General features: G+C 72.2%; 17 protein-coding genes. 4 read left to right on the top strand and 13 right to left on the bottom strand.

The genetic code is table 11. The features are described 5' to 3' along the window. Position 1: 1 nt before the first annotated feature. The 7 genes from N8I87_RS32210 to N8I87_RS32180 form a co-directional block, all read right to left on the bottom strand. Positions 2 to 1,243, bottom strand: coding sequence for an ABC transporter substrate-binding protein (locus N8I87_RS32210; RefSeq protein WP_263213976.1), 1,242 nt, complete (start codon positions 1,241 to 1,243; stop codon positions 2 to 4). 35 nt (positions 1,244 to 1,278) lie between these two features. Beyond that, positions 1,279 to 2,295 carry a GlnX family signal transduction membrane protein gene (locus N8I87_RS32205; RefSeq protein ID WP_263213974.1) on the bottom strand — a complete coding sequence of 339 codons (1,017 nt, stop codon included), beginning with the start codon at positions 2,293 to 2,295 and terminating at the stop codon, positions 1,279 to 1,281. After that, positions 2,292 to 3,818: a VWA domain-containing protein gene (locus N8I87_RS32200; RefSeq protein WP_263213972.1), complete on the bottom strand. Its 1,527-nt coding sequence runs from the start codon at positions 3,816 to 3,818 to the stop codon at positions 2,292 to 2,294. Before N8I87_RS32200 ends, N8I87_RS32205 begins: the two co-directional genes overlap by 4 nt. Before the next feature lie 83 nt (positions 3,819 to 3,901). After that, a complete protein-coding gene (locus tag N8I87_RS32195; RefSeq protein ID WP_263213971.1) occupies positions 3,902 to 6,223 on the bottom strand; it encodes a serine/threonine-protein kinase in 2,322 nt (773 codons plus the stop codon). Positions 6,224 to 6,533: 310 nt separating this feature from the next. Next, positions 6,534 to 8,240, bottom strand: a complete 1,707-nt coding sequence (locus N8I87_RS32190) for a S1 family peptidase (RefSeq protein WP_263213969.1) — start codon at positions 8,238 to 8,240, stop codon at positions 6,534 to 6,536. A 121-nt stretch (positions 8,241 to 8,361) separates the two neighbouring features. Next, a complete protein-coding gene (locus tag N8I87_RS32185) occupies positions 8,362 to 8,835 on the bottom strand; it encodes a TIGR03668 family PPOX class F420-dependent oxidoreductase (protein ID WP_411577311.1) in 474 nt (157 codons plus the stop codon). Between the two features lie 70 nt (positions 8,836 to 8,905). Then, on the bottom strand, positions 8,906 to 9,547 hold the full coding sequence (locus tag N8I87_RS32180; RefSeq protein WP_263213965.1) for a phosphoribosyltransferase: 642 nt from the start codon (positions 9,545 to 9,547) through the stop codon (positions 8,906 to 8,908). A 102-nt stretch (positions 9,548 to 9,649) separates the two neighbouring features. On the opposite strand from N8I87_RS32180, the gene N8I87_RS32175 reads away from it, so the two are divergent. Continuing rightward, on the top strand, positions 9,650 to 10,456 hold the full coding sequence (locus N8I87_RS32175) for a polysaccharide deacetylase family protein (RefSeq protein WP_263213963.1): 807 nt from the start codon (positions 9,650 to 9,652) through the stop codon (positions 10,454 to 10,456). Between the two features lie 29 nt (positions 10,457 to 10,485). On the opposite strand, the gene N8I87_RS32170 is transcribed toward N8I87_RS32175, so the two are convergent. After that, on the bottom strand, positions 10,486 to 11,706 hold the full coding sequence (locus N8I87_RS32170; protein ID WP_263213961.1) for a cytochrome P450: 1,221 nt from the start codon (positions 11,704 to 11,706) through the stop codon (positions 10,486 to 10,488). Positions 11,707 to 11,924: 218 nt separating this feature from the next. Between N8I87_RS32170 and N8I87_RS32165 the strand changes: the two genes are divergently transcribed. After that, positions 11,925 to 12,365 carry an SRPBCC family protein gene (locus tag N8I87_RS32165; protein WP_263213959.1) on the top strand — a complete coding sequence of 147 codons (441 nt, stop codon included), beginning with the start codon at positions 11,925 to 11,927 and terminating at the stop codon, positions 12,363 to 12,365. Between the two features lie 54 nt (positions 12,366 to 12,419). On the opposite strand, the gene N8I87_RS32160 is transcribed toward N8I87_RS32165, so the two are convergent. The 5 genes from N8I87_RS32160 to N8I87_RS32140 all read right to left on the bottom strand — a co-directional run bounded on the left by N8I87_RS32160 (position 12,420) and on the right by N8I87_RS32140 (position 19,214). Further along, positions 12,420 to 13,571 (bottom strand): XdhC family protein, encoded by a 1,152-nt coding sequence (locus N8I87_RS32160; protein ID WP_263213957.1) that lies wholly within the window; start codon positions 13,569 to 13,571, stop codon positions 12,420 to 12,422. A 55-nt stretch (positions 13,572 to 13,626) separates the two neighbouring features. Beyond that, on the bottom strand, positions 13,627 to 15,084 hold the full coding sequence (locus N8I87_RS32155) for an NCS2 family permease (RefSeq protein WP_263213956.1): 1,458 nt from the start codon (positions 15,082 to 15,084) through the stop codon (positions 13,627 to 13,629). 157 nt (positions 15,085 to 15,241) lie between these two features. Then, the gene (locus N8I87_RS32150) at positions 15,242 to 17,704 is read right to left on the bottom strand and encodes a xanthine dehydrogenase family protein molybdopterin-binding subunit (RefSeq protein ID WP_263213955.1); all 2,463 of its coding nucleotides are present in this window, start codon (positions 17,702 to 17,704) and stop codon (positions 15,242 to 15,244) included. A 2-nt stretch (positions 17,705 to 17,706) separates the two neighbouring features. Continuing rightward, positions 17,707 to 18,324 (bottom strand): (2Fe-2S)-binding protein, encoded by a 618-nt coding sequence (locus N8I87_RS32145; protein WP_263213954.1) that lies wholly within the window; start codon positions 18,322 to 18,324, stop codon positions 17,707 to 17,709. After that, complete coding sequence (locus N8I87_RS32140; protein ID WP_263213952.1) at positions 18,324 to 19,214, bottom strand: FAD binding domain-containing protein; 891 nt, start codon at positions 19,212 to 19,214, stop codon at positions 18,324 to 18,326. Before N8I87_RS32140 ends, N8I87_RS32145 begins: the two co-directional genes overlap by 1 nt. Before the next feature lie 312 nt (positions 19,215 to 19,526). Here N8I87_RS32140 and N8I87_RS32135 point away from each other — a divergent pair, with 312 nt between their 5' ends. Together N8I87_RS32135 and N8I87_RS32130 are read left to right on the top strand one after the other, a co-directional pair. Then, positions 19,527 to 21,221, top strand: a complete 1,695-nt coding sequence (locus N8I87_RS32135; protein ID WP_263213950.1) for a PucR family transcriptional regulator — start codon at positions 19,527 to 19,529, stop codon at positions 21,219 to 21,221. A 153-nt stretch (positions 21,222 to 21,374) separates the two neighbouring features. Beyond that, on the top strand, positions 21,375 to 22,157 hold the full coding sequence (locus N8I87_RS32130; protein ID WP_263213948.1) for a hypothetical protein: 783 nt from the start codon (positions 21,375 to 21,377) through the stop codon (positions 22,155 to 22,157). Positions 22,158 to 22,186: the final 29 nt, after the last annotated feature.

The following is a 22,186-nucleotide window of genomic DNA, read 5'->3' as shown; positions in this document are numbered from 1 at the left end:
CTCAGTGCGCCGGCGGGGCTTGGTCGCAGACCGAGGGGAGCCAGGTCAGGCCCGGTTTCCGGCGGAGGGTGTCCAGGGACTTCAGGAGGGACTCCAGGTCGCGGGGGCGGGCGAGGAACTCGATGGTCGCCTGGGCGAAGGCGTCGCGCACCGTGGGCGGCATGGCGTCGGAGGCGTCGAAGCAGTGCACCGCCCGCGGGTCGAGGAGGGTGGTGGCGAGTGAGTGGCGGTACTCGGTCACCGGTTCGTACGTGTCCAGCGGCACCTTGGCATCCACGGAGAAGCCGGACTCCTTGGCGCTCCAGGCCCGTTGCGCCTCGGCGGAGGCGAGGTAGCCGATCAGCTTCTTCGCCTCCGGGGTCGCGTGCAGCAGGGCGACCAGGTCGCCGGAGACCTCCCATGCGTCCGAGTCGCCCTTGCCGAGGAGCCGGGAGGAGGCCACGTACTGACCGTTGGCCTCCTTCCACGAGTGGGAGGAGTTGCGGATGAACGAGGCCTGGTGCTCCAGGCTGCACTGCCGCGGATCCTTCGTGACGAACGCGGAGGCGTCCTGGTAGTCGGTCAGCAGGGCGCGCCGCACCAGGTCGTCCGGCTCCCTGCCCGCGCCGACCATGGTCCCCCACTGCTTCCAGGCGTCGCGGACCACGTCGGAGTCCCAGGGGATCTCGCCCCGCGCCCACTTCTGGTACGTCTGCCAGCCCGACTGCTGGAGGAGGATGTCCTCGATCCAGTCGGTGCCGGGCCAGCCGCTGGTCGCACCGGAGCCCATCCCCAGGCACCACTGGCCCGGCTGCCCGGCGGCGTCCTGGATCTGCTGCTGGGTCATGCCACCGGGGTGCCAGACGATGCTCTTCAGGTCGGCCTTGAGCGGGAACCAGTACACGTGTCCGCCGTACGGCGTGGCCCAGGACTCGCTGAAGTCCCCCTTGGGGATGAGCCCTTCGAGAGGTTGCAGCTGGTTCTGCCGGACGTACGCGGCGAGTTCACCGGGTCCGGTGAGCACCACCGCGTCGGGCGCGGTGCCCGACTCCACGTCGGAGCTGAGCACCTGGCTCTCGGCGGAGCTGCCCTGGTAGTCGACACGGATGTGGTACTTGCGCTCGAAGGGGGCGAGCACCGCCTCCTTGAAGTTCTCCTCGTCCGTGCCCGTCCAGTTGGCCAGCAGGGTGACGGTCGGCTCCCGGCCGTAGACGCGGACGCCCACGACGACGAGGGCCGCCAGCAGGGCCAGACAGCTCGTCACGACCGTGACCGTACGGACGGTCAACCGGGGCGCGCTCACCGCGGCCTGAACCGGTAGTCGTTGATGTGCTGTCGCAGGCCCGTCTCGGCCAGCATCATGAGCAGGCCCCCTCCGATCACGATCCATACGGCCGCCGCCGCGCGGAAGCCGGTGTATGCGAGGTTCGCGGCGGTCTGCCGCCCCGCGTCGGTGATGGCGGACGGCTCGGACAGCTGCCCGTGGAGCAGCCCGCGGGTGTCCGACATGCCGTTGTGCGTCCACAGGGTGAACAGCGTCAGGGTCACGGCCCCCACGACCAGCAGGGCGACGGCCGCCAGCAGTTCGCGGTTGTACTTGCGCCGGAACCGCCGGCGCAGATAGACCTGCGTCTCCAGCAGGGCCGCCGCCAGGGCGAGGACCAAAAGCACCACGACGCTCCAGCCGAGCCACAGCGTCCAGCCGAAGCTCGTCTGCCGCCTCACCACGCCCTGCTGGTCCTTCTGCAGCTGATCCAGCCGGGTCCTTATGCCCGAGTGCCTGTCCTCCAGGACGCTGCTCGCATACCTGAGGTAGGCGTCGCGCAGCAGGCCCGCGGGTTCGAGCTGCGCCTTCTGGACCATGCCGTGGTACACGGTGATCAGGTCGGCGACCGTCTGCAGGGCCTGCCGGCCCGCCGGGCCGCCCACGTCGTCGGCTGCCGCGACGGCCAGGCTGCGGGCGGCGACGGAGATCTGCTTCTGGATCTCGCTGGTGGACGGTGCGGCGGCCATGGCCTCCTGCTGGGCCTGGGCCAGCGCGTATTGCGCGGTGTCGACGGCGAGGACACCCGGCGCGCTGGAGGTGCGCAGCGGGTCCGCGTCGCCGTGCACCCCCTCGTAGGAGACGAAGAGGCAGACGGTCAGTACGGCGGTGAGTCCCAGCAGCAGCCGACGGCGCACGGTGAGGTCGTGGGCGGTCGTGCTGGCGCCGTGCGGCGGGCGGTGCCGGCCGCCGAGGACCCGCTCCAACAGGCGCGGCAGAGGGCTGGGCGCGACGGGTGTTCTCGTGTCCCGGGGCGGGATGTGCGTGCTCATACGGGCTCCCCCAGCCGTCTGCCGCAGTCGCCGCCGCAGTACAGGGAGCCTGCCGGGCCGAGCCATTTGCAGTCCGGGCACTCCACGAGGTCGTCGCCGCCGTCACCGGCCGTGTCGGGGGCGTCGGGTCCGGCCGGGGGCTGCTGCGCGGCGGCATCCGGGTCCGGTGGGGTGGTCATGGCGCTGGAGAGGATCAGATGCTGCCAGTCGACGTCCTTGAGTCCGTCGCGTACGGCGACCCGGCCCCCGGGCTCCCGCCCCTCGTCCGTGATCTGCCGCAGGGCGCGCAGCAGTTGGGGATCGTCGAGCTCCCGCGCCAGTGCCAGGGCCCGGCCGAGTTCGGCGTCCGCCTCCGTCCGGCCGTCGGCGCCGCGCAGCCACGCCCGGTACGCCCGGGCCACGGCCGCGCCGGACTGCTCGTACAGCTGGTGGCGCCGGACTCCGGGGTGCTGCCGGGAGGCGTCGGCGGGGTTGTCGGTCCAGTGCACCAGGACCGGCTGCGGCGCGGGCAGCCGTACGGTGCGGCCGAAGTCGGGGACGAGCAGTTCCACGGCGGCGAGCTGGAGGTCCTCGCCGAGGTCCCGGCCGGACGGGTCGGCGGTGAGGACGACCTGGTAGTGCCGGACCTCGGCGCCCCAGCCCCGGGTGACGTACTCGGCTCCGCGCCCGGCCGATCCGGTGCTGACGGTGAGGAGTTCCTGTTCGGCCGGTACGACCTGTTTGACCTGCCGGATCACGGTGCCGGGGGTGGGGACGAGCCGGATGCGCAGCTCGGGGACGGCCGTGCCGAGCAGGCCGTTGACCAACTCCTCGTAGGCGGCGGGCAGTTCCGATTCATGGCGGACCGCGGCCGCGCGTCCGTGCAGCCGCCGGGCGATGCGCAGCAGTACGTCGGCGTCCCAGCCGTCGCCGATGCCCCAGGCGTCGCAGATGAACCGGCCGTCGCAGGCGTCGAGCGCGGTGTCCAGCCGCATGGCGGCGCGGTCGTCGTGTTCGTTGCGGCCGTCGGTGAGCAGCAGCACGTGCTTGATGGGAGCGTCCTGCCCGTTGAGGAGCCGGCGGGCGAGGTCGAGCCAGGTGCCGATGGCGGTGCCGCCGTCGGCGTCCAGGACGCGTACGGCGTACTCGGCGGCCTCGCGCTGCCCCGGGTCGGCGACGGCCATCGCCTCGGCGCCGGGGGCGGGGTGGACCACGGTCGCGTCGAAGCGGCCGGACAGCACGGCGAAGGCGGTGCGGTCGGGCAGCAGTCGTACGGCCGCGACCGTGGCGTCCTTGGCGGCGCGCAGTTTCGTGTCGGGGTGGAGCATCGACCTGGACGTGTCGACGATCAGCACCTCGGCGAGTGCCGCGCCCGAGCCGCCGGGCCGTCCCGGCAGCGGGCCGGACCCGGTGTGGGTGACCCCGATCTCCAGGATGGCGTGCATCTCCTGGTCTCCTGGCGGTCCGGCGGCGGTCGGTACGGCGGACAGGTACTTGTTCTGGCCGACCGCCAGTGTCACCTCGATGCCACCGGCCTCGCTCATCGCTGTGTTCCCCTTCGACGGCTCGTCATTGCGTCGGTTCGGAAGGTCGTAGTGCGGAAGGTCGTCGGTCGGAAGGTGGTTGTTCAGAAGGGCGTCATGGGACGGACGGCGTTGGCCAGGTCGAGCAGGCGGCCGTGTTCGTCGGCGGTGCGGGCCTGGCCCGCCAGGTGCCGGAAGGACTGTTCGAGGAGCGCGCGCAGCGCGTCCTCGTCGCCGGACCCGAGCACGGTCCCGGTGGGGAAGTCCGGTCCCCACCCTTGCGGCGGGCGGCGGCCGAGGGCGTTCTCCCGCACCTCGGCGACCAGCCGGGCCCGGGACTCGCCGTCGGTCGCTCCGCCGTCCAGGCGCAGTTCGGGCAGCCGCCGGACCGCGTCCCGCAGGTCGGCCACGGACGGCGGCCGGCCGTCCAGGGTGCCGGTGCGGATGCGCACCGCGGCGATACGGGCCGCGTCGTGGTGGCGGGAGGTGGAGGGGACGTGGTCGAGGACCCGTACCGCCTCGTCCCGCTCTCCGGAGGCCAGATGGCCGCGGGCCAGCCCGAAGGCGGCCGCGGCGTGGGCGGAGTCCCGCTGCCAGACGGCCTCGTGGAACTTCATGGCCCGCGCGGTCCGGGGATCGCGCTGCCCCTGGACGCCCTGCTGTCCCTGGGTGCCCCGCTGCGCCTGGGACTCGCGCAGCCGCTCCGCGCAGTAGCCGAGGGCGAGCTTGGGGACGTATTCGCCCGGCAGGGCCCGGTACACCGCCTCGAAGCAGCTGCCCGCATGGCTCACCTCGTCCTTGCTCAGGTGCAGGACGCCGCGGTGCCAGGCGATCCGCCAGTCGTACTTGGCGTCCTGCGCGCCGAGTTGGGCCTCGGCCTCGTGCAGCCAGCTCTCGGCGTCGCCCTGTCTGCCGCTCCTCAGATAGGCGCGGCACAGCCACAGCGCGGTCTCGGGGGTGCCCAGCCGTGACTCGCGGCGCCACTGGTCGGCGACGCGGTCAGGGGCGTCCGGCGGGAAGGTGTCGAGCAGCAGGGCGGCGCCGTCGGCGGGGTCCGGGACGGGCTGGGGCAGGGCGGCGGCCACCTCGTGGGCGGGCGGAGGGCTGATGTCCAGCTCGCCGGGGCGGGTGTCGGGGCGGGCCGTCCAGTGGGCCAGGGAGGGGATCGCACCGAGCCCGGCGTCGAGCGAGGCGTCGGTGGGGCGGAACCGGGTGGAGCTCTCGGGGAGCTGTTCGCCGAACCGCAGCGAGCGGAACTCCCGCAGTACTTCCCACAGTTGCCGGGACATCTCGGCCGCCGAGCGGAACCGGGCACGGGGTTCGGCGTGGGTCGCCCGGTCGATCAGGCGCCGGAAGGAGTCGGGGGCGAGGCCGCGGGCCGGTTCCGCGCCGCGGGCCAGGGCCTGCAGCGTCATGCCGACGGTGTAGAGGTCGCTGTCGACGTGCCAGCCGCGCTTCTCGATCTCCTGCTGCGGCGGGGCGAAGGTGCTCGTGTACACATAGGCGGAGGTACGGTCGCCGATCGCGCGCACCGCGCCGAGGTCGATGACCTTGATGCCGCGCCCGAAGTGGATGACGTTGGCGGGCTTCATGTCGCAGTAGAGCAGCCCCCGTTCGTGCATGTACTGGAGCGCGCCGAGGATCTTGCACCCGTAGGTCAGCACATGGTCGAGGCGGGGGCGGCCCTTGAAGAGCCGTTCCGCGTCCTCGTCGTCGAAGAGCTGCTGCAGGGAGCGGCCGCCGATGTAGTCCATGACCAGATAGCCGGTGGGCGACTGGCCGGGCACCTCGTGTTCGGCGTAGGTGATGATGCGGACGATGTCGGGGTGGTGCAGAGCGGTGAGCGAACGGCGTTCCTCGACGGCGTTGCGGCGGGCGAGCGCGTCGTGGACGTTGATCAGTCCCTTGAGCACCACGCGGTGCCCCTCGGCGCGGGTGTCCTCGGCGAGGTAGATCCAGCCGAGGCCGCCGCGGGCGAGACAGCCGAGGATCCGGTAGTGCCCGGCGACGATCTGGCCGGGGTGGAGCTGGGGCAGGAAGGAGTAGGGCGTGCCGCAGCGCGGGCAGCGGCCGGAGGACCGGGCGGGCTGTCCGCCGTAGCCGACGCCGATCATCATCGTGCACCCGTCGGCGCCGCAACGGCGACCGCCGGTGGGCGGTCTGGGCTCCTCGACGACCGGGTGCGCGGGGACGGGTACGTCGGGCAGGACGACCAGCCCGTGCTGGTCGAGGTCACCGACCCCGGCGACGGCATGGACCGGCGCATGGCCGGGCGGCTCGGGCCCCGACGGCACCGACTCACCCGGATCGCTCGGCACCGGCTTCGACGGCAACTCACCGATGAGCGCAGGCTTTCGCCCGCACGTGTCGCAGAAGCCCGTGACCATGAGACGGCCCGCACAACCGGCGTGGGTACATGACGTCACGCTGTGCCCTCCTCGTACGACTGCGGGTACCCGAAGCGGCACGGCGCGGGGACGAGCCCTTGCCGGCCCGACCGCGCCGGCCGGCGCCCGCACGTGTCGCAGAAGCCCGTGACCATGAGACGGCCCGCACAACCGGCGTGGGTACATGACGTCACGCTGTGCCCTCCTCGTACGACTGCGGGTACCCGAAGCGGCACGGCGCGGGGACGAGCCCTTGCTTGCCCCGACCGCGTAGCCGTGCCGCGCCCGCACGTGTCGCAGAAGCCCGTGACCATGAGACGGCCCGCACAACCGGCGTGGGTACATGACGTCACGCTGTGCCCTCCTCGTACGACTGCGGGTGCCCGGAGCAGTACGCGACGAACCGTCCGGCCGCGTGCTCCGCCGCGTCGACGTCGCACGGGGTCTCGCGCAGCAGTGCCGAGGCGGTGTCGTAGAGCTCGTACGCCGTGAGGTTGCGCTCGGCCTGCGCCGGGTCTGTCTTCCCCTTGGACAGCTCCCACACCGAGGCGACCCGGCCGCGTAGTTCGGCGCGGCGCGCGATGCGGGCGTCGAGCAGCGTGGCCGCCCGCTCCAGCCGCTGTGTCCGGCGCGCGGCCGCGGCCTCGTAGACGAACAGGTCGTCGGCCCGCGACGGTTCCGTCTCCCGGCCGGCGGCCTCGGCCAGTTGTCCGCGCAGCAGGCGGGTGAGCGGGATGCCGCGTCGGGCCCGGTCGATCAGGCGCGCGGTCTCGGGATCCCCGCCGGGCAGCACCCGGCCGAGGCGCTCGTCGAGGGCGGGTCCGAGCCGGTCCACGATCCGGTCGAGGTCCGCGTGCAGCCGGGCCCAGCGGTCGGCCAGCGGCCGGTGTACGAGCGTGTCCGCGGCCTGCGTGGCACGGTCGTTCGGGGCGCGGAACACCAGGAGCAGTCTCGCTCCCTGTTCGGCGAGCCGCTCCAGCATCCCGAGCAGCGGGTCGGGTTCGGCCGCCTCGTCGACGCCGACGAGGACGGCGGCGAGCGTGATGCCCATCGCCACGATCTGCTCGGGCAGCGGAACGGCGGTGTCCCTGGGCGTGCCGAGCCGCTCCGCGATCCGGTCCATGACCTGGGCGACCGTCATTCCCTTGACCACGAGGGCGAGATCGTGTCCGCCCGGCGGCGGGACGGTCTCGCGCGGATCGTCGGCGAAGCGGCTGGTGTTGTCACGGGTGCGCAGTTCGCGGTCGGCCAGGGTGACCGCCCGTCTCAGGGTCCAGGCGCGGCGGCCGCGCGCCGGGACGACGGTGACGAGCACCGGCCAGCCCTCGCCGCGGAACCAGGTGGCCAGTTCGGTGGCGAACGGCACGTCGAGTTCGCCGGTGCTCTCCTTGGGGTGCAGCCTCGGGTCGACGGCGGAGGGGCCGACCGTCCAGGCGGCGACCTGCGGGAGATGGCGCAGGATGGTCTCGGTGGGGCTCATGTAGGTGAACGCGGATCCGTGCCCCGCGTCGACGCTGAGCACGATGCCGATGAGCTCGCCGGTCGCGTAGTCGACCACTCCCCCGCCGCTGAACCCGGGTCCCGCGAGTTCGCCCGGGGTCTCGGGGCGAAGCTGCACCTGGCTGTCCCGGCCGCGCCCGCCGACCAGGGTGGCGCTGTGCCAGCGGCCCCCGTCGTCGCCCTCCGGGAAGCCGTACATGCCCACGCCCTCGCGCGAGGCCGCGAGCCGGCACAGCCGGGTGGTCTGCCGGGCGGGGCGAGGTTCGGCCAGCCGCAGCAGGGCCAGGTCTCCGGTGCGGTCGCCGAAGGAGTCCTCCTGCTGCGGAACGTACTCGTCAGGGCTGACCGTGGCGGCGACCGCCGGTACGCCCGGCACGCCGACGAAGTGGACGACGTACCGTTCGCCCGGGCTGACCACATGGGCTCCGGTGAGCACCCGGTCGGGCCCGAGCAGCACACCGGCGCCCACGACCGGCCCTCCGGCCTGCTGAATGCGTGCAACCCAACGCGGCGTCTCCATCCGCGACTTGACGGCTCGTTCCCCCGTGCGCGTCATGTCTGCCGAGGTTACTCCCCGTACCCGTCCGGTACCACTGGGATGCGCTGGGACTTGACAGACGGGGGTTGCCCGGGGCAATGGCCGGTGCCGAGCGCGGCGACGGCGTCCTCGGGCGCGTCTACGCCGGGGGCGTGGTCGCACGCCAGCCGGTCCAGTGCCGGACGGTTACGGCGATCACCGGGCCGGTGGGCGGGCGGTCGCGGTACTGGGGGTACTTGTCGCGGAGCAGCCCGAGCGCGGCGGTGTACGCGGCCCGGTCGTGTACGTCGGGTACGTCGCGTACATCGAGTGCGTCGGGTACTCCGGGCGCGATCACGCGGGCCTCGCCGTCGGCGCGGACCCACCACAGCTGGTCCCAGTCCTCGTCGTACAGGTCCGCCAGCAGACTCACGGACGGGCGGCCGGCGATGTTGCGCAGCCGCTTCAGCCGGGTCGTGGTCTTCGGCTTGTGGTCGACGGCCGTCACGATCCCGTCGGTGCCGTGCGCGGCGAACACGACCGGCACCAGGTGGGGGTGCCCGTCCGCGTCCACGGTCGCCAGCCGCGCCACGCGGGCCGCGGTGAACCGCCGCCGTGCCTCGTCCGCCGTCATGTCCGGCACCGTCGCACCTCCGCCTCCGCCTCCGCCTCCGCCTCCGCCTCCGCCGACGCCGACGCGGCTGTCAGTACCCGTCCAGCGCGTCGAGCACGTCGTCGTCCGTCAGTTGTCCGAAGTCGTCGTACCACTGACCGACGGCCGAGAAGCCGTACGGCTGGTGCAGACAGACCACGTCGTCGGCCTCTTCACTCAGCATGGCGAGCGAGTCCGGCGCGCCGACGGGGACGGCCAGGACGAGCCGTGCCGGGCCCTTGCGCCGTACGTGGCGCAGCGCGGCGCGGGCGGTCGAGCCGGTGGCCAGTCCGTCGTCGACGACGATCACCGTGTGTCCCCGCAGGTCCGGCGGCGGGCGGCCCTTGCGGTAGCGCCGCTCACGGCGGTGGAGTTCCTCTCGCTCCCGCTCCACCGTCGGGGCGAGGGACTCCTCGGTCAGACCCAGCCCGTGCAGCGTGTCCGCGTCGTAGAGCGGGGGGTCGTCTCCGGCGATCGCGCCGACGCCGAACTCCTCGTGGTGCGGGGCGCCGATCTTGCGTACGAGGAGCACGTCGAGCGGTGCTTCGAGCGCCCGGGCGACCTCCGCGGCGACCGCGACGCCGCCTCTGGGGAGGGCCAGCACGACGGGGTCCGGCAGGGCGCCCTTGTCCCGCAGGTCTTGGAGCCGTTCGGCGAGTTCGCGTCCGGCCTGCTTTCGGTCCTGGAAGCGCATGGGTCGTCCTCTCGCTGGAGGTCGGTCCTCGTCTTCCATGGTGATACGGGCAACCGTGCACATCTATACACGCCATCTATACCCGCTATGTATAGTCCGGGCATGCCTCTGTGGACCAAGAAGCTTCCGACCGAGAAGACGCCGAGACGGGGATCGGGGTTGCGTCGCACCGCGCTGACCGCCGCGGCCCTCTCCCTGGCACTCGCACTCACCGGCTGCGCGGGCAACGACACGACCGCGCCCAGCGCCGCCCGCGCCCACGCCGCCTCCGGATCCCAGGCCGCCCGGTTCGGGACCGTCGACTGCCGCGAGGCCAAGTGCATCGCGCTCACCTTCGACGCGGGGCCCAGCGAGAACTCGGCCCGGCTCCTGGACATCCTCAAGGAGAAGCAGGTCCCGGCGACCTTCTTCCTGCTCGGCAAGCGGCACATCGTGAAGTACCCGGAGCTCGTCAAGCGCATGGCGGCCGAGGGCCACGAGGTCGGCAGCCACACCTGGGACCACAAGATCCTGACCCGGATATCGGAGAAGCAGATACGCGAGGAGCTGGAACGGCCCAACGCGGCGATAGAGCGCCTCATCGGGCACCGGCCGACGCTGATGCGCCCGCCCCAGGGCCGCACGAACGGGACCGTGCACCGCATCTGCCGTGAGATGGGGCTGGCCGAGGTGCTGTGGAGCGTGACCGCCAAGGACTACACGACCACCGACTCCGCACTGATCACCAAGCGCGTCCTCGCGCAGGCGTCCCGTGACGGGATCATCCTGCTGCACGACATCTACCAGGGCACCGTGCCCGCCGTACCCGGCATCATCGACGCCCTGAAGGCGCGCGGGTACGTGTTCGTGACCGTGCCGCAGCTGCTCGCGCCCGGGAAGGCCGAGCCGGGGAAGGTGTACCACCCCTAGAGCAGCCCGGGGCAGCGCTGAGGCGCCCCTCACCACGTCAGATGAAGCTCGTGCGGAGAACGGTGGATCAGCGTGGGCCGCATGGTGACGGGGTGCCCGTCGGCCGGCCGCAGTCCGGGCAGTCGACGTGTCAACTCCTCCAGGGTGATGCGCAGTTGCTCGCGGGCCAGCTGGGCGCCGGGGCAGGCGTGAGCGCCGAAGCCGAAGGCGAGGTGGCGGCCGGGGGTACGGGTGATGTCGAAGTCGTCGGGGCGGGAATGGCACGAGCCGTCCCGGTCGGCCGCGCCGAACGCGACGAACACCGCCGCCCCGGCCGGGAGTTCGGTGCCCGCGAGGGTGACCGGGCGGGTGGTGATCCGGCGGAAGCCCTGGAGCGGGCCGTCGTGGCGCAGCGCCTCCTCGACCGCCGCCGGAATCTTTTCGGGCTCCGCGCACAGCAGCTCCCACTGGGACCGGTGCCGCATCAGCTGCAGGACGGTGGTGCCGATCAGCGCGGTCGTGGTGAGGTGCCCGGCGATGAGCAGGTTCTGCAGATGGGCGACGGTCTCGTGCCGCTGGTCCAGGGTGAGTTCACCCTGACCGGGGCCGGCCACGGAGGCGACGATCTCCGTGCAGAGGTCCTCGCGCGGCCGCGCGTACCGGTCCCGGGCGCAGCGGTCGAGGACGTGCTGCATCGCCACCACGTCCTGGGCGGCGGGCAGTTGCTCCGTCTCCTCGAGGGGCCGGAACAGCAGTTCCTCGGCGCGGTGTCCACCGTGCACCACCACGGGTACGTCGGCCGGGTCGAGGCCGACGATCCGCCCGATGACCTCACCGGGCAGCCGCCTGGCATAGCGGGACATCAGCTCCACGTGCCCGTCCTTGACGAAGCCGTCGACGAGGGCGGCGGCACGCTCGGCGGCGTACGGCACCTGCGCGGCGACCCGGGCCGGTGAGAGAGCGCGGACGAGCGGTGCCCGTAACCGCTGGTGCCGCTCGCCGTCCGAGGTGACCACCACCGGACGGCCGCCGAACCCGCCGCCGAGGGCGACGAGCGCGGCGGGCGAGGGGAGCACGTCCGGCCTGAGGGCGTTCGCCGACGAGAAGTCCTCGGTACGACGCAGCACTTCGCGTACGTCGGCGTCCCTGGCCACCAGCCATGCGTCGAGCTCGGCGACATGGGTAAGCCCCTCGGCCGTCCGGGCACGGGCGTAGTGCGGATAGGGGTCGCGCATCAACTCGTCGAGCCTGCCGTGCTGTTCGCGGTCCACGACGCCCTCCCGAACGCTGGTACGGGGACGCGCTCATGGTGCCGTACGGCCGCACGGGCGCGACAGGGGACGTACGGGCGCCGGCCGGTGACGTCGTCCGGGCCTGCGGGATCCCGCCGCGCTGACCAGCGTACGCCCGCTCGCAAAGCCCTGGTTGACGCAACCGCCCGAGGTCACTCGGGTCCCCTTTCGAGCAACCGCTTCCCTAAGATCGTTGCGTGGTCACCTTCCAGCTCGAACGCACGGCACCGCTGCCGATCGACGAGGCGTGGCGCCGGCTCACGGAGTGGCCCCGGCACGCCGACGCGGTCCCGCTGACGCGGATCACCGTGGTCACCGATCCGCCGACCCGGGAGGGCACGCGCTTCGTGGCCCGTACCGGGATCGGTCCGCTCTCCCTGACCGACCCGATGGAGGTCACCGACTGGCACCCGCCGAGCGACGGCGAGCCCGGACTGTGCCGCCTGGTCAAGCACGGCCGGGTGGTCCTCGGCTGGGCCGAGCTGGAGGTACGCCCGGGACCGGGCGGCCGTACCCGCGTGGTGTGGCGGGAGGAACTACGCCTGCGCGGCCTCCCGAGACTCTTCGACCCCCTCCTGGACCAGACGGCCCGGGCGATGTTCGGCAGGGCGCTGAACAGCCTGCTCAGGAGGGCGTGAACGGTGCTCTTCAGGAGGGCGTGAACGGCGAAAGGCATTCTCGGCCACGGCCCCTCAGGCCACCGAACCGATCCGGCCCGCCGGTACGGACGTCGTGTCGTGGTGGATCGGTGTGTGCGCGCCCGTGAGAGACACGCCGGTGCCACCGCGTCGGCTCGCGACGATCTCCGAGGCGATCGACAGGGCCGTCTCCTCGGGGGTGCGGGCTCCCAGGTCGAGGCCGATGGGGGACCTGAGGCGCGCCAGCTCCAGTTCGGTGACGCCGACTTCGCGCAGGCGCTCGTTGCGGTCCAGGTGGGTGCGGCGGGAGCCCATCGCGCCGACGTAGGCCACGGGCAGCCGCAGGGCGAGCCGCAGCAGCGGCACGTCGAACTTGGCGTCGTGGGTGAGCACGCACAGGACGGTACGGCCGTCGACGTCCGTGCGCTCCAGGTAGGTGTGCGGCCACTCGACGACGATCTCGTCGGCCTCGGGGAAGCGGGTCCGGGTGGCGAACACCGGCCGGGCGTCGCACACCGTCACGTGGTAGCCCAGGAACTTGCCGATGCGGACCAGCGCCGAGGCGAAGTCGATCGCGCCGAAGACGATCATCCGGGGCGGCGGGACCGACGACTCGACCAGCACGGTGAGCGGGGCGCCGCAGCGCGAGCCCTGCTCACCTATCTCCAGGGTGCCGGTGCGGCCCGCGTCCAGGAAGGCACCGGCCTCGGCGGCGACGGTGCGGTCCAGTTCGGGGTGGGCGCCGAAGCCGCCGTCGTACGAGCCGCCGGGGCGGACGAGCAGGGCCCGGCCCCGCAGCTGCGCCGGGCCCGACACGATCCGCGCGACCGCCGCGGCCTCCCCGCGCGCGGCGGCGGCCAGCGCGGCCGCGACCACCGGACGGGCGGGGTCGGCCGCCCGTACCGGGGTGACGAGGATGTCGATGACGCCGCCGCAGGTGAGGCCGACGGCGAAGGCGTCCTCGTCGCTGTAGCCGAAGCGCTCCAGGACGGTCTCGCCGTCCTGAAGCGCCTGCCTGCACAGGTCGTACACGGCACCCTCCACACAGCCGCCGGAGACCGAGCCGATCGCCGTGCCGTCGGCGTCCACCGCGAGGGCGGCACCCGGCCGGCGCGGGGCGCTGCCGCCGACCGTCACCACGGTGGCCACGGCGAAGTCGCGTCCCCGCTCGGCCCACCGGTCGAGCTCCTCGGCGATGTCCAGCATCTCTCGGTCTCCTTGACGACGGCTGTGTGGAGGGTCTTTCGGGGAGCGGCTGGTGCTAGTGCACGCCCAGCCAGCTCTCAATGGGATTGAGGGCGAAATAGACCAGGAAGATCCCTGTCAGGCCCCACATGAACGCCCCGATCTCCCGGGCCTTGCCCTGCGCGGCCTTGATGGCGGCGTAGGAGATGACGCCCGCGGCCACGCCCGCGGTGATGGAGTATGTGAACGGCATCACAACGACCGTCAGGAAGACCGGGATCGCGATGGCCCGGTCGGCCCAGTCCACATGCCGTGCGTTCATCAGCATCATCGCGCCGATCACGACCAGGGCTGCGGAGGCGACCTCCTGCGGGACGATCGCGGTCAGCGGGGTGAAGAAGAGGCAGGCCGCGAAGAACAGTCCGGTGACGACCGAGGCGAGGCCCGTGCGGGCCCCCTCGCCGACGCCGGTGGCCGACTCGATGAACACGGTCTGGCCGGAGCCGCCCGCGACACCGCCGATCGCACCGCCCGCGCCGTCGATGAACAGCGCCTTGGACAGGCCCGGCATCCGGCCCTTGTCGTCGGCCAGTCGGGCCTCGGTGCCGACGCCGATGATGGTGGCCATCGCGTCGAAGAACCCGGCGAGCACGAGCGTGAAGACGATCATCCCCACGGTCATCGCGCCGACCTTGCCCCAGCCGCCGAACTCGACGTGCCCGAAGAGCGAGAAGTCGGGCATCGAGACCGCGCTGCCGTGCAGTTCGGGGGCACCGCTCGCCCACTGCCTGGGGTCGATGACGCCGGCCGCGTTGAGGATCGCGGCGACGATCGTGCCGCCGACGATGCCGATGAGGATGGCGCCGGGGACGCCCCGGGCCTGGAGCATGAAGATCAGGAGCAGGGTGCCCGCGAAGAGGAGGACCGGCCAGCCCGTCAACTCACCGGCGGGGCCGAGGGTGACCGGGGTCGCCTTGCCCTGGTGCACGAAGCCGGACTTGTAGAAGCCGATGAGGGCGATGAACAGGCCGATGCCCATGGTGATGCCGTGCTTGAGCGCGAGCGGAATCGCGTTCATGATCATCTCACGGAGGCCGGTGACGACGAGCAGCATGATGACCACGCCGTACATCACACACATGCCCATGGCCTGCGGCCAGGTCATCTGCGGGGCGACCTGTGAGGAAAGGACACCGGAGACGGAGAGGCCGGCGGCGAGGGCGAGCGGCACCTTGCCGGCGAAACCCATCAGCAGTGTGGTGAAGGCCGCCGCGAACGCGGTCGCGGTGATGAGGGCCTTCTGGCCGAGCGTGTCCCCCGCCGCGTCCTTGCCGGACAGGATCAGGGGGTTGAGCAGGAGGATGTACGCCATCGCCATGAAGGTGGTGACACCGCCGCGCACTTCGCGTGCGACGGAGGATCCTCTCGCGGATATGTGGAAGTACCGGTCGAGCCACGACCTGCCGGCCGGGTTGCGGGTTCCCGCACCCGCGTCCTCGGCGGTGGATCTTGGCTCGGTCGACTGTGGGGTCATGGTGCCGTCTCCCAAGGTTCACAGGGGCACCCACGCGTCGTCTTCCACGACGTGCGGGATTTGGGATGTGCACGACCCGGGGGACGGCCCAGGACGAACAGTTGGGGCCTGGGGGACGAAGTCCCCCAGGAAAACAAGCCGGTTCAACCCCGGAGGGTCACGTTCCGGTGAGATGTTCCGGCCGGACCGGCGTCCTGTTCAGCTCCAGGCCCGTCGCGTTGCGGATGGCCGCGAGGACGGCGGGAGTCGAGGACAGGGTGGGGGCCTCGCCGACGCCACGGAGCCCGTACGGCGCGTGGTCGTCGGCGAGTTCGAGCACATCGACGGGGATGGTCGGCGTGTCGAGAATCGTGGGGATGAGGTAGTCCGTGAAGGAGGGATTCTGGACCTTCGCCGTCTTCGGGTCGACGATGATCTCCTCCATCACCGCCACGCCCAGGCCCTGGGTGGTGCCGCCCTGGATCTGGCCGAGGACGGACAGCGGGTTGAGCGCCTTGCCGACATCCTGGGCACAGGCCAGCTCGATCACCTTGACCAGGCCCAGCTCGGTGTCGACCTCGACGACGGCCCGGTGCGCGGCGAAGCTGTACTGGACATGGCCGTTGCCCTGACCGGTGCGCAGGTCGAAGGGCTCGGTCGCGCGGTGCCGCCACTCGGCCTCGACCTCGACCGCCTCGTCCTCGAGCACGTCCACCAGGTCGGCGAGCTCCTCACCGCCGTCGGTGACGACCTTGCCGCCCTCCAGCAGCAGCTCCGCCGTCGCCCAAGCCGGGTGGTACGTACCGAACTTGCGGCGCCCGATCTCCAGCACCCGCTCGCGCACCAGCTCGCAGGAGTTCTTCACGGCGCCCCCGGTGACGTACGTCTGCCGGGAGGCCGAGGTCGAACCCGCCGAGCCCACCTGGGTGTCGGCGGGGTGGATGGTCACCTGGGCGACACCCAGTTCTGTGCGGGCGATCTGCGCATGGACCGTGACACCGCCCTGGCCAACCTCCGCCATGGCCGTGTGCACGGTGGCCACGGGCTCGCCCGCGACGACCTCCATACGGACCTTGGCGGTGGAGTAGTCGTCGAACCCCTCGGAGAAGCCGACGTTCTTGATGCCGACCGCGTAGCCGATGCCGCGTACGACGCCTTCGCCGTGCGTGGTGTTGGACAGTCCGCCGGGCAGCTGCCGTACGTCGGCTCCCTCGCTGCTCTCCCACTGGCGCTCCGGCGGCAGCGGCATCGCCTTGACGCGCCGCAGGAGTTCGGCGACCGGGGCCGGGGAGTCGACGGGCTGGCCCGTCGGCATGATGGTCCCCTGCTCCATCGCGTTCAGCCGCCGCAGCTCCACCGGGTCCATGCCGAGCTTCTTCGCCAGCTTGTCCATCTGCGCCTCGTAGGCGAAGCAGGCCTGGACCGCGCCGAAGCCGCGCATGGCGCCGCAGGGCGGGTTGTTGGTGTAGAGGGCGATGGCCTCGATCTCGACGTCGTCGACGACGTAGGGCCCGATGCCGAGGGAGGCGGCGTTGCCGACGACGGCCGGGGAGGCGGAGGCGTACGCGCCGCCGTCCAGGACGATACGGCACTTCACATGCGTCAGCTTGCCGTCCTGCGTGGCCCCGTGCTCGTAGTACAGCTTGGCCGGGTGGCGGTGGACGTGCCCGAAGAAGGACTCGAAGCGGTTGTAGACGATCTTGACGGGCTTGCCTGTGCGCAGGGCCAGCAGGCAGGCGTGGATCTGCATCGACAGGTCCTCGCGGCCGCCGAACGCGCCGCCGACGCCGGCCAGCGTCATGCGCACCTTGTCCTCGGGCAGGCCGAGGACCGGGGCGATCTGGCGCAGGTCGGAGTGCAGCCACTGGGTGGCGATGTAGAGGTGGACGCCGCCGTCCTCCTCCGGCACGGCGAGCCCGGACTCGGGGCCGAGGAAGGCCTGGTCCTGCATTCCGAAGGTGTACTCGCCCTCGACGATCACGTCCGCCCGCCCGCGGGCCGCCGCCACGTCACCGCGGACGATCGGCTGGCGGTGGACGATGTTGGGGTGCGGGACGTGGCCGATGACGGGGGTCCCCCCTGGACCGGAGCTTGTCGGAGGCCCTTGGGGGAGGTCGTCGCGGTGCTCGTGGACGAGGATCGCGTCCGGGGCCGTCGCGGAGGCCTCGTCGGTGATGACCGGCAGTTCGCGGTACTCCACCTTGATCTTGGCGGCGGCGCGGCGCGCGGTCTCCGGGTGGTCGGCGGCGACGATCGCGACCGGCTCGCCGTGGTGGCGTACCTTGCCGTGGGCCAGGACGGGGGTGTCCTGGATCTCCAGGCCGTAGTTCTTCACGTCGGTCGGCAGGTCGTCGTACGTCATGACGGCGTAGACGCCGGGGGTCGCGAGGGCCTCGCCCGTGTCGATCGAGACGATCTCGGCGTGGGCGACCGTGGAGCGCAGGATCTGGCCCCAGAGCATGTCCTCGTGCCACATGTCGGACGAGTACGCGAACTCGCCGGTGACCTTGAGGGTGCCGTCGGGGCGGAGGGTCGACTCGCCGATGCCGCCCCTGGTCTGCGAACCCTGGGTGATCTTGGTGGGAGCGCCGGTGGGGGCACCGCCCTGCTCGAACGCAGTTGAGTGCTTGGGGGAGGACATGCTCAGACAGCCTCTCCCTGCCGGGCGGCCGCCAGGCGGACCGCGTCCATGATCTTCTCGTAGCCCGTGCAGCGGCACAGGTTGCCCGACAACGCCTCGCGGATGTCCGCGTCGGTCGGGTCGGGGTTGTTCTCCAGCATCTCGTCGGCGGCGACGAGCAGACCCGGGGTGCAGAAGCCGCACTGGACGGCGCCGGCGTCGATGAACGCCTGCTGGATCGGAGAGAGCGCTGCGCGCGGGGATGAGCCGGTGCCCTCACCGGTCTGCGAGTCCTGGCCCTCGGCGGCCCTCCCCCAGGCTTCGCCCGGGGGGAGGGCCAGCCGGGCGTCCTGCAGCGACGTACCGCAGGCGCCCGTCCCGCAGGAGCGCTGCTTGGCGTAGTCCGCCAGACCCTCCACGGTGACGACCTCGCGGCCCTCGACCTGGCCCGCCGCGACCAGGCACGAACACACCGGCACGCCGTCCAGGCGGACTGTGCACGACCCGCACTCGCCCTGCTCGCAGGCGTTCTTGGAGCCGGGCAGCCCGAGGCGCTCGCGCAGGACGTAGAGCAGCGACTCGCCCTCCCAGACGTCGTCGGCTTCCTGCGGGCGTCCGTTGACAGTGAAGTTGACGCGCATTACGCGGCTCCCTCCGTGATGCGGCGGGCGCCGCGGTACGACTCCCAGGTCCAGGTGAGCGTCCTGCGGGCCATGACGCCGACCGCGTGACGGCGGTAGCTCGCGGTGCCCCGGACGTCGTCGATCGGGTTGCAGGCGGCGGAGCAGAGGTCCGCGAACTGCTTGGCGACCGACGGGGTGATGATCTTTCCGTTGTCCCAGAAGCCGCCCTCTTCGAGTGCCGCGTTCAGGAAGTCCTCGGCGGTCTTCGCCCGGACGGGGGTGGGCGCGGCCGAGCCGATGCCGGTGCGGACCGTGCGGGTCTCGGGATGCAGGGCGAGACCGAAGGCGCACACGGCGATGACCATGGCGTTGCGGGTGCCGACCTTGGAGTACTGCTGCGGGCCGTCCGCCTTCTTGATGTGGACGGCGCGGATCAGCTCGTCGGGGGCGAGCGCGTTGCGCTTCACGCCGGTGTAGAAGTCGTCGATCGGAATCAGCCGTGTGCCGCGCACCGACTCGGCCTCGACCTCGGCGCCCGCCGCCAGCAGGGCCGGGTGGGCGTCGCCGGCCGGGGAGGCGGTGCCGAGGTTGCCGCCGACGCCGCCGCGGTTGCGGATCTGCGGGGAGGCGACCGTGTGCGAGGCGAGGGCCAGGCCCGGCAGTTCGGCGCGCAGGTTCTCCATGATCCGGGTGTACGGGACGGAGGCGCCCAGCCGCACGCTCGCCTCGCCCACCTCCCACTCGTAGAGGTCGCCGATGCGGTTGAGGTCGAGGAGGTACTCGGGCCGGCGGTGGTCGAAATTGATCTCGACCATCACATCGGTGCCACCCGCAATCGGCACAGCGGTGGGGTGCTCGGCCTTCGCGGCGAGCGCCTCCTCCCAGCTGGCGGGGCGAAGGAAGTCCATGACCGGCTCTCTTCTTCGTCTCGGGGTCGTACGGAATGAGCCAGATCGTGTGCGGCGGGCCCGGCTCGTTCATGTGCTGTTCACGCTGAGCCGGGCCAGTACACAGCGCTGTGGTCCGAGGGGGTCAGTCACGGAAACCATGAAGGAGTTGGCTGGCCAGCACGGGCATCTTGTAGATTCGTATGAACGGAGGCCATCAGAAACCTCTTCGTTTTCCTCCGGAAACACCACTGGGCCCCCGCCCCACTGGACCCTTCAAGATTCATCGTAGTTTTCGAGACAAAGACGAGACAAAGAACGGCGGCGACGAGAATGCGGCTGCGCGCACTGCTGGACACCGATGCGCTGGGCCTGCGGCTGCTCGGCGGCGAGGACGAGCTCGACCGCGCCGTGCGCGGGGTGATGACCACCGATCTGCGTGACCCCAGCCGCTATCTCTCGGGCGGAGAGCTGGTGCTGACGGGGCTGGCCTGGCGGCGGAACGCGGCGGACTCCGAGCCGTTCGTACGGATCCTGGTGCAGGCGGGCGTGGCCGCGCTGGCAGCCGGTGAGGCCGAGCTCGGGGATGTGCCGGACGACCTGGTGCTGGCCTGCGCCCGGCACCGGCTGCCCCTGTTCGCGGTGCATGAGTCGGTTGCGTTCGCAACGATTACCGAGCATGTGGTCCGGCAGGTCTCGGGCGAGCGGGCCGGTGATCTGGCGGCCGTGGTCGACCGGCACCGCCGGTTGATGACCTCGGGTCCGGCGGGCGGCGGCCCGGACGTGGTCCTGGACCTCCTCGGCTCCGACCTGGACCTGCGGGCCTGGGTGCTCTCCCCCACCGGGCGGCTGATCGCGGGCTCGAAGGTCGCGGGCCCGGCCCTGCCCCCGGAGACCTACGCCAGGCTCGCCGCCGAGCATCTGTCCGCCGTGCGCACCGGCCGTCGCGGACCGCACCGGGTGCCGCTGGGCTCCGCCCCCGCGCCCGCGACCATGTCGACGTATTCGCTGTTCCCGATCCGCAGCAGCGGCCGCTCCCCGCACGCGGCCCGGGACGTGCGCGAGACGGTGCTGTCGGACTGGCTGCTCGCCGTGGAGGCGGACGCCGGGGACTGGCCCGAGGAGCGCCTGGATCTGCTCCAGGGCGTCACCCAGCTGATCGCGGTCGAGCGGGACCGGCGGGACGCGTCGCGCACGGTGCGGCGGCGGCTCGCGCAGGAGGTCCTCGAACTGGTGCAGACGGGCGCCGCGCCCGCCGAGATCGCCGCGCGCCTGCGGGTGGCGGCGCCGGTGCTGCTGCCCGGCCTCGGCACGGCCCCGCACTGGCAGGTGGTGGTGGCGCGGGTCGAGTGGGACGAAGGCGACGTCGAAGGCGGCCCGGTCGCCCAGTCGCTGCTGGAGGAGATCCTGGTCGACCCCCTCGCCACCGGACCCGAGCCCTCCGACCGGATCGCCGTCGCCCACACCGGTGAGGAGGCCGTCGCGCTGGTCCCGCTGCCGGCCGTCCCGTCCGAGCACGACGGCTCGGAGCCCGGGATCCTCGCCGACGAGCTCCTGGAGACCGTACGGGACCCGCTGTCGGCGGGCCTGGGCGAGGACGGTCGGGTCACGCTGGGCGTCAGCGCGGCCGTGCACTCGGCGGAGGGGCTGCGGGGCGCGCTGGAGGAGGCGCGGCATGCGCGGCGGGTGGCCGCGGCGCGTCCCGGACGGGTGTGCGCCGCGGGCCATCAGGAGCTGGCCTCGCACGTGCTGCTGCTGCCGTTCGTGCCGGACGACGTCCGCCGGGCCTTCACCGCCCGCCTCCTGGACCCGCTGCGCGACTACGACCGCCGCCACCGCGCCGAGCTGATCCCGACGCTGGAGGCGTTCCTGGACTGCGACGGCTCCTGGACCCGCTGCGCCACCCGTCTCCACCTGCACGTCAACACGCTGCGCTATCGCGTGGGGAGAATCGAGCAGTTGACGGGACGGGACCTGTCCCGGCTGGAGGACAAGCTCGATTTCTTCCTGGCGTTGCGGATGAGCTGAGGCCGTCCGGGCGTACGACGGATGCGCGCCAACTGGTGGCGTGATCCCACGACTTTGTGAAATTATTCACCCACCCTCTTGGCCAGGCCACTCGATTGGTGCTGGAATGCCGCCACCACTCAACAGCTCGATGGCGCGCTCGGGGAGGGCAACGTGGCGCATACCGCCATGTCTGGTAACGGAACGACCTCTGGTGACGATCCTCTCCAGACCGCGGTATGGCGGCTGCGCTCGCGGGCCTGCTGGGCCGACGCGGCCGCGCTGCTCCCGCCGGACGGGGCGGCGGCCACGCTGCAACGGGCCGGGCTGCTGGTCGAGCGGTGTCTCTACACCGAGCGGGGCTGGGCGGAGGCCGAGGACGCGCTGCGTACGGCCGAGGCACAGGCCCGCAGCGACGAGGAGCGGGGCGCGGCCGCTTGTGAACGCGGGCAACTTGCGTACGCGGCCACGATCCACGGGGTGCGGGACCGGGCCGACGAGGCACGCTCGGCGCTGGGCCGGGCGGCGGCGCTGCTCCCTCCGGGATCGTCGGGCCGGGCCCTGCTGGACTTCCGGCGCGGGCTGCTCGCCGAGAACCTGGCCCGTTCCCCGCAGGCGGCGCTGGCCGCGTACCGCCGTGCCCACGCGGCCGCCGCCGCGCACTCCGACCCGCTGCTGCTGTCGTTCACCTGGCGCCACCTCGCCGGGCTGGCGCTGCGCGAGGGCGAGTTGGCGGAGGCGAGGCACGGCTTCGCCGAATCCCTGCGCATCCGGGAGGAGTTGGGCTATCTGGTGGGTACGGCACCGGCCCTCGCCTCGCTCGCCGACGCGGAGTCGGAGCCGGAGGCGTCCCGGCTGCGGGAGGAGGCCCGCCGGCTGTTCCGCCTGCTCGGCGGCGTACCGACCTGGCTGGCCCGCCAGCTGGCCCCGCCGGCTCCGGGGGCGGCCACGGCCTGAGCGCGGACCCAGAGGGAACTGAGAGGTTC

This window comes from Streptomyces sp. HUAS 15-9, assembly GCF_025642155.1.
GTDB lineage: Bacteria > Actinomycetota > Actinomycetes > Streptomycetales > Streptomycetaceae > Streptomyces.
The sequence above is the reverse complement of the archived record's forward strand: the minus strand, read 5'-3'. Positions and strand labels throughout refer to the sequence as shown.

Coding starts and splice junctions, on each gene's coding strand:
- N8I87_RS32205 (WP_263213974.1), bottom strand. CDS start 2,295: ATGAGCACGCACATCCCGCCCCGGGACACGAGAACACCCGTCGCGCCC.
- N8I87_RS32200 (WP_263213972.1), bottom strand. CDS start 3,818: ATGAGCGAGGCCGGTGGCATCGAGGTGACACTGGCGGTCGGCCAGAAC.
- N8I87_RS32190 (WP_263213969.1), bottom strand. CDS start 8,240: ATGACGCGCACGGGGGAACGAGCCGTCAAGTCGCGGATGGAGACGCCG.
- N8I87_RS32185 (WP_411577311.1), bottom strand. CDS start 8,835: ATGACGGCGGACGAGGCACGGCGGCGGTTCACCGCGGCCCGCGTGGCG.
- N8I87_RS32180 (WP_263213965.1), bottom strand. CDS start 9,547: ATGCGCTTCCAGGACCGAAAGCAGGCCGGACGCGAACTCGCCGAACGG.
- N8I87_RS32175 (WP_263213963.1), top strand. CDS start 9,650: ATGCCTCTGTGGACCAAGAAGCTTCCGACCGAGAAGACGCCGAGACGG.
- N8I87_RS32160 (WP_263213957.1), bottom strand. CDS start 13,571: ATGCTGGACATCGCCGAGGAGCTCGACCGGTGGGCCGAGCGGGGACGC.
- N8I87_RS32155 (WP_263213956.1), bottom strand. CDS start 15,084: ATGACCCCACAGTCGACCGAGCCAAGATCCACCGCCGAGGACGCGGGT.
- N8I87_RS32150 (WP_263213955.1), bottom strand. CDS start 17,704: ATGTCCTCCCCCAAGCACTCAACTGCGTTCGAGCAGGGCGGTGCCCCC.
- N8I87_RS32145 (WP_263213954.1), bottom strand. CDS start 18,324: ATGCGCGTCAACTTCACTGTCAACGGACGCCCGCAGGAAGCCGACGAC.
- N8I87_RS32140 (WP_263213952.1), bottom strand. CDS start 19,214: ATGGACTTCCTTCGCCCCGCCAGCTGGGAGGAGGCGCTCGCCGCGAAG.
- N8I87_RS32135 (WP_263213950.1), top strand. CDS start 19,527: ATGCGGCTGCGCGCACTGCTGGACACCGATGCGCTGGGCCTGCGGCTG.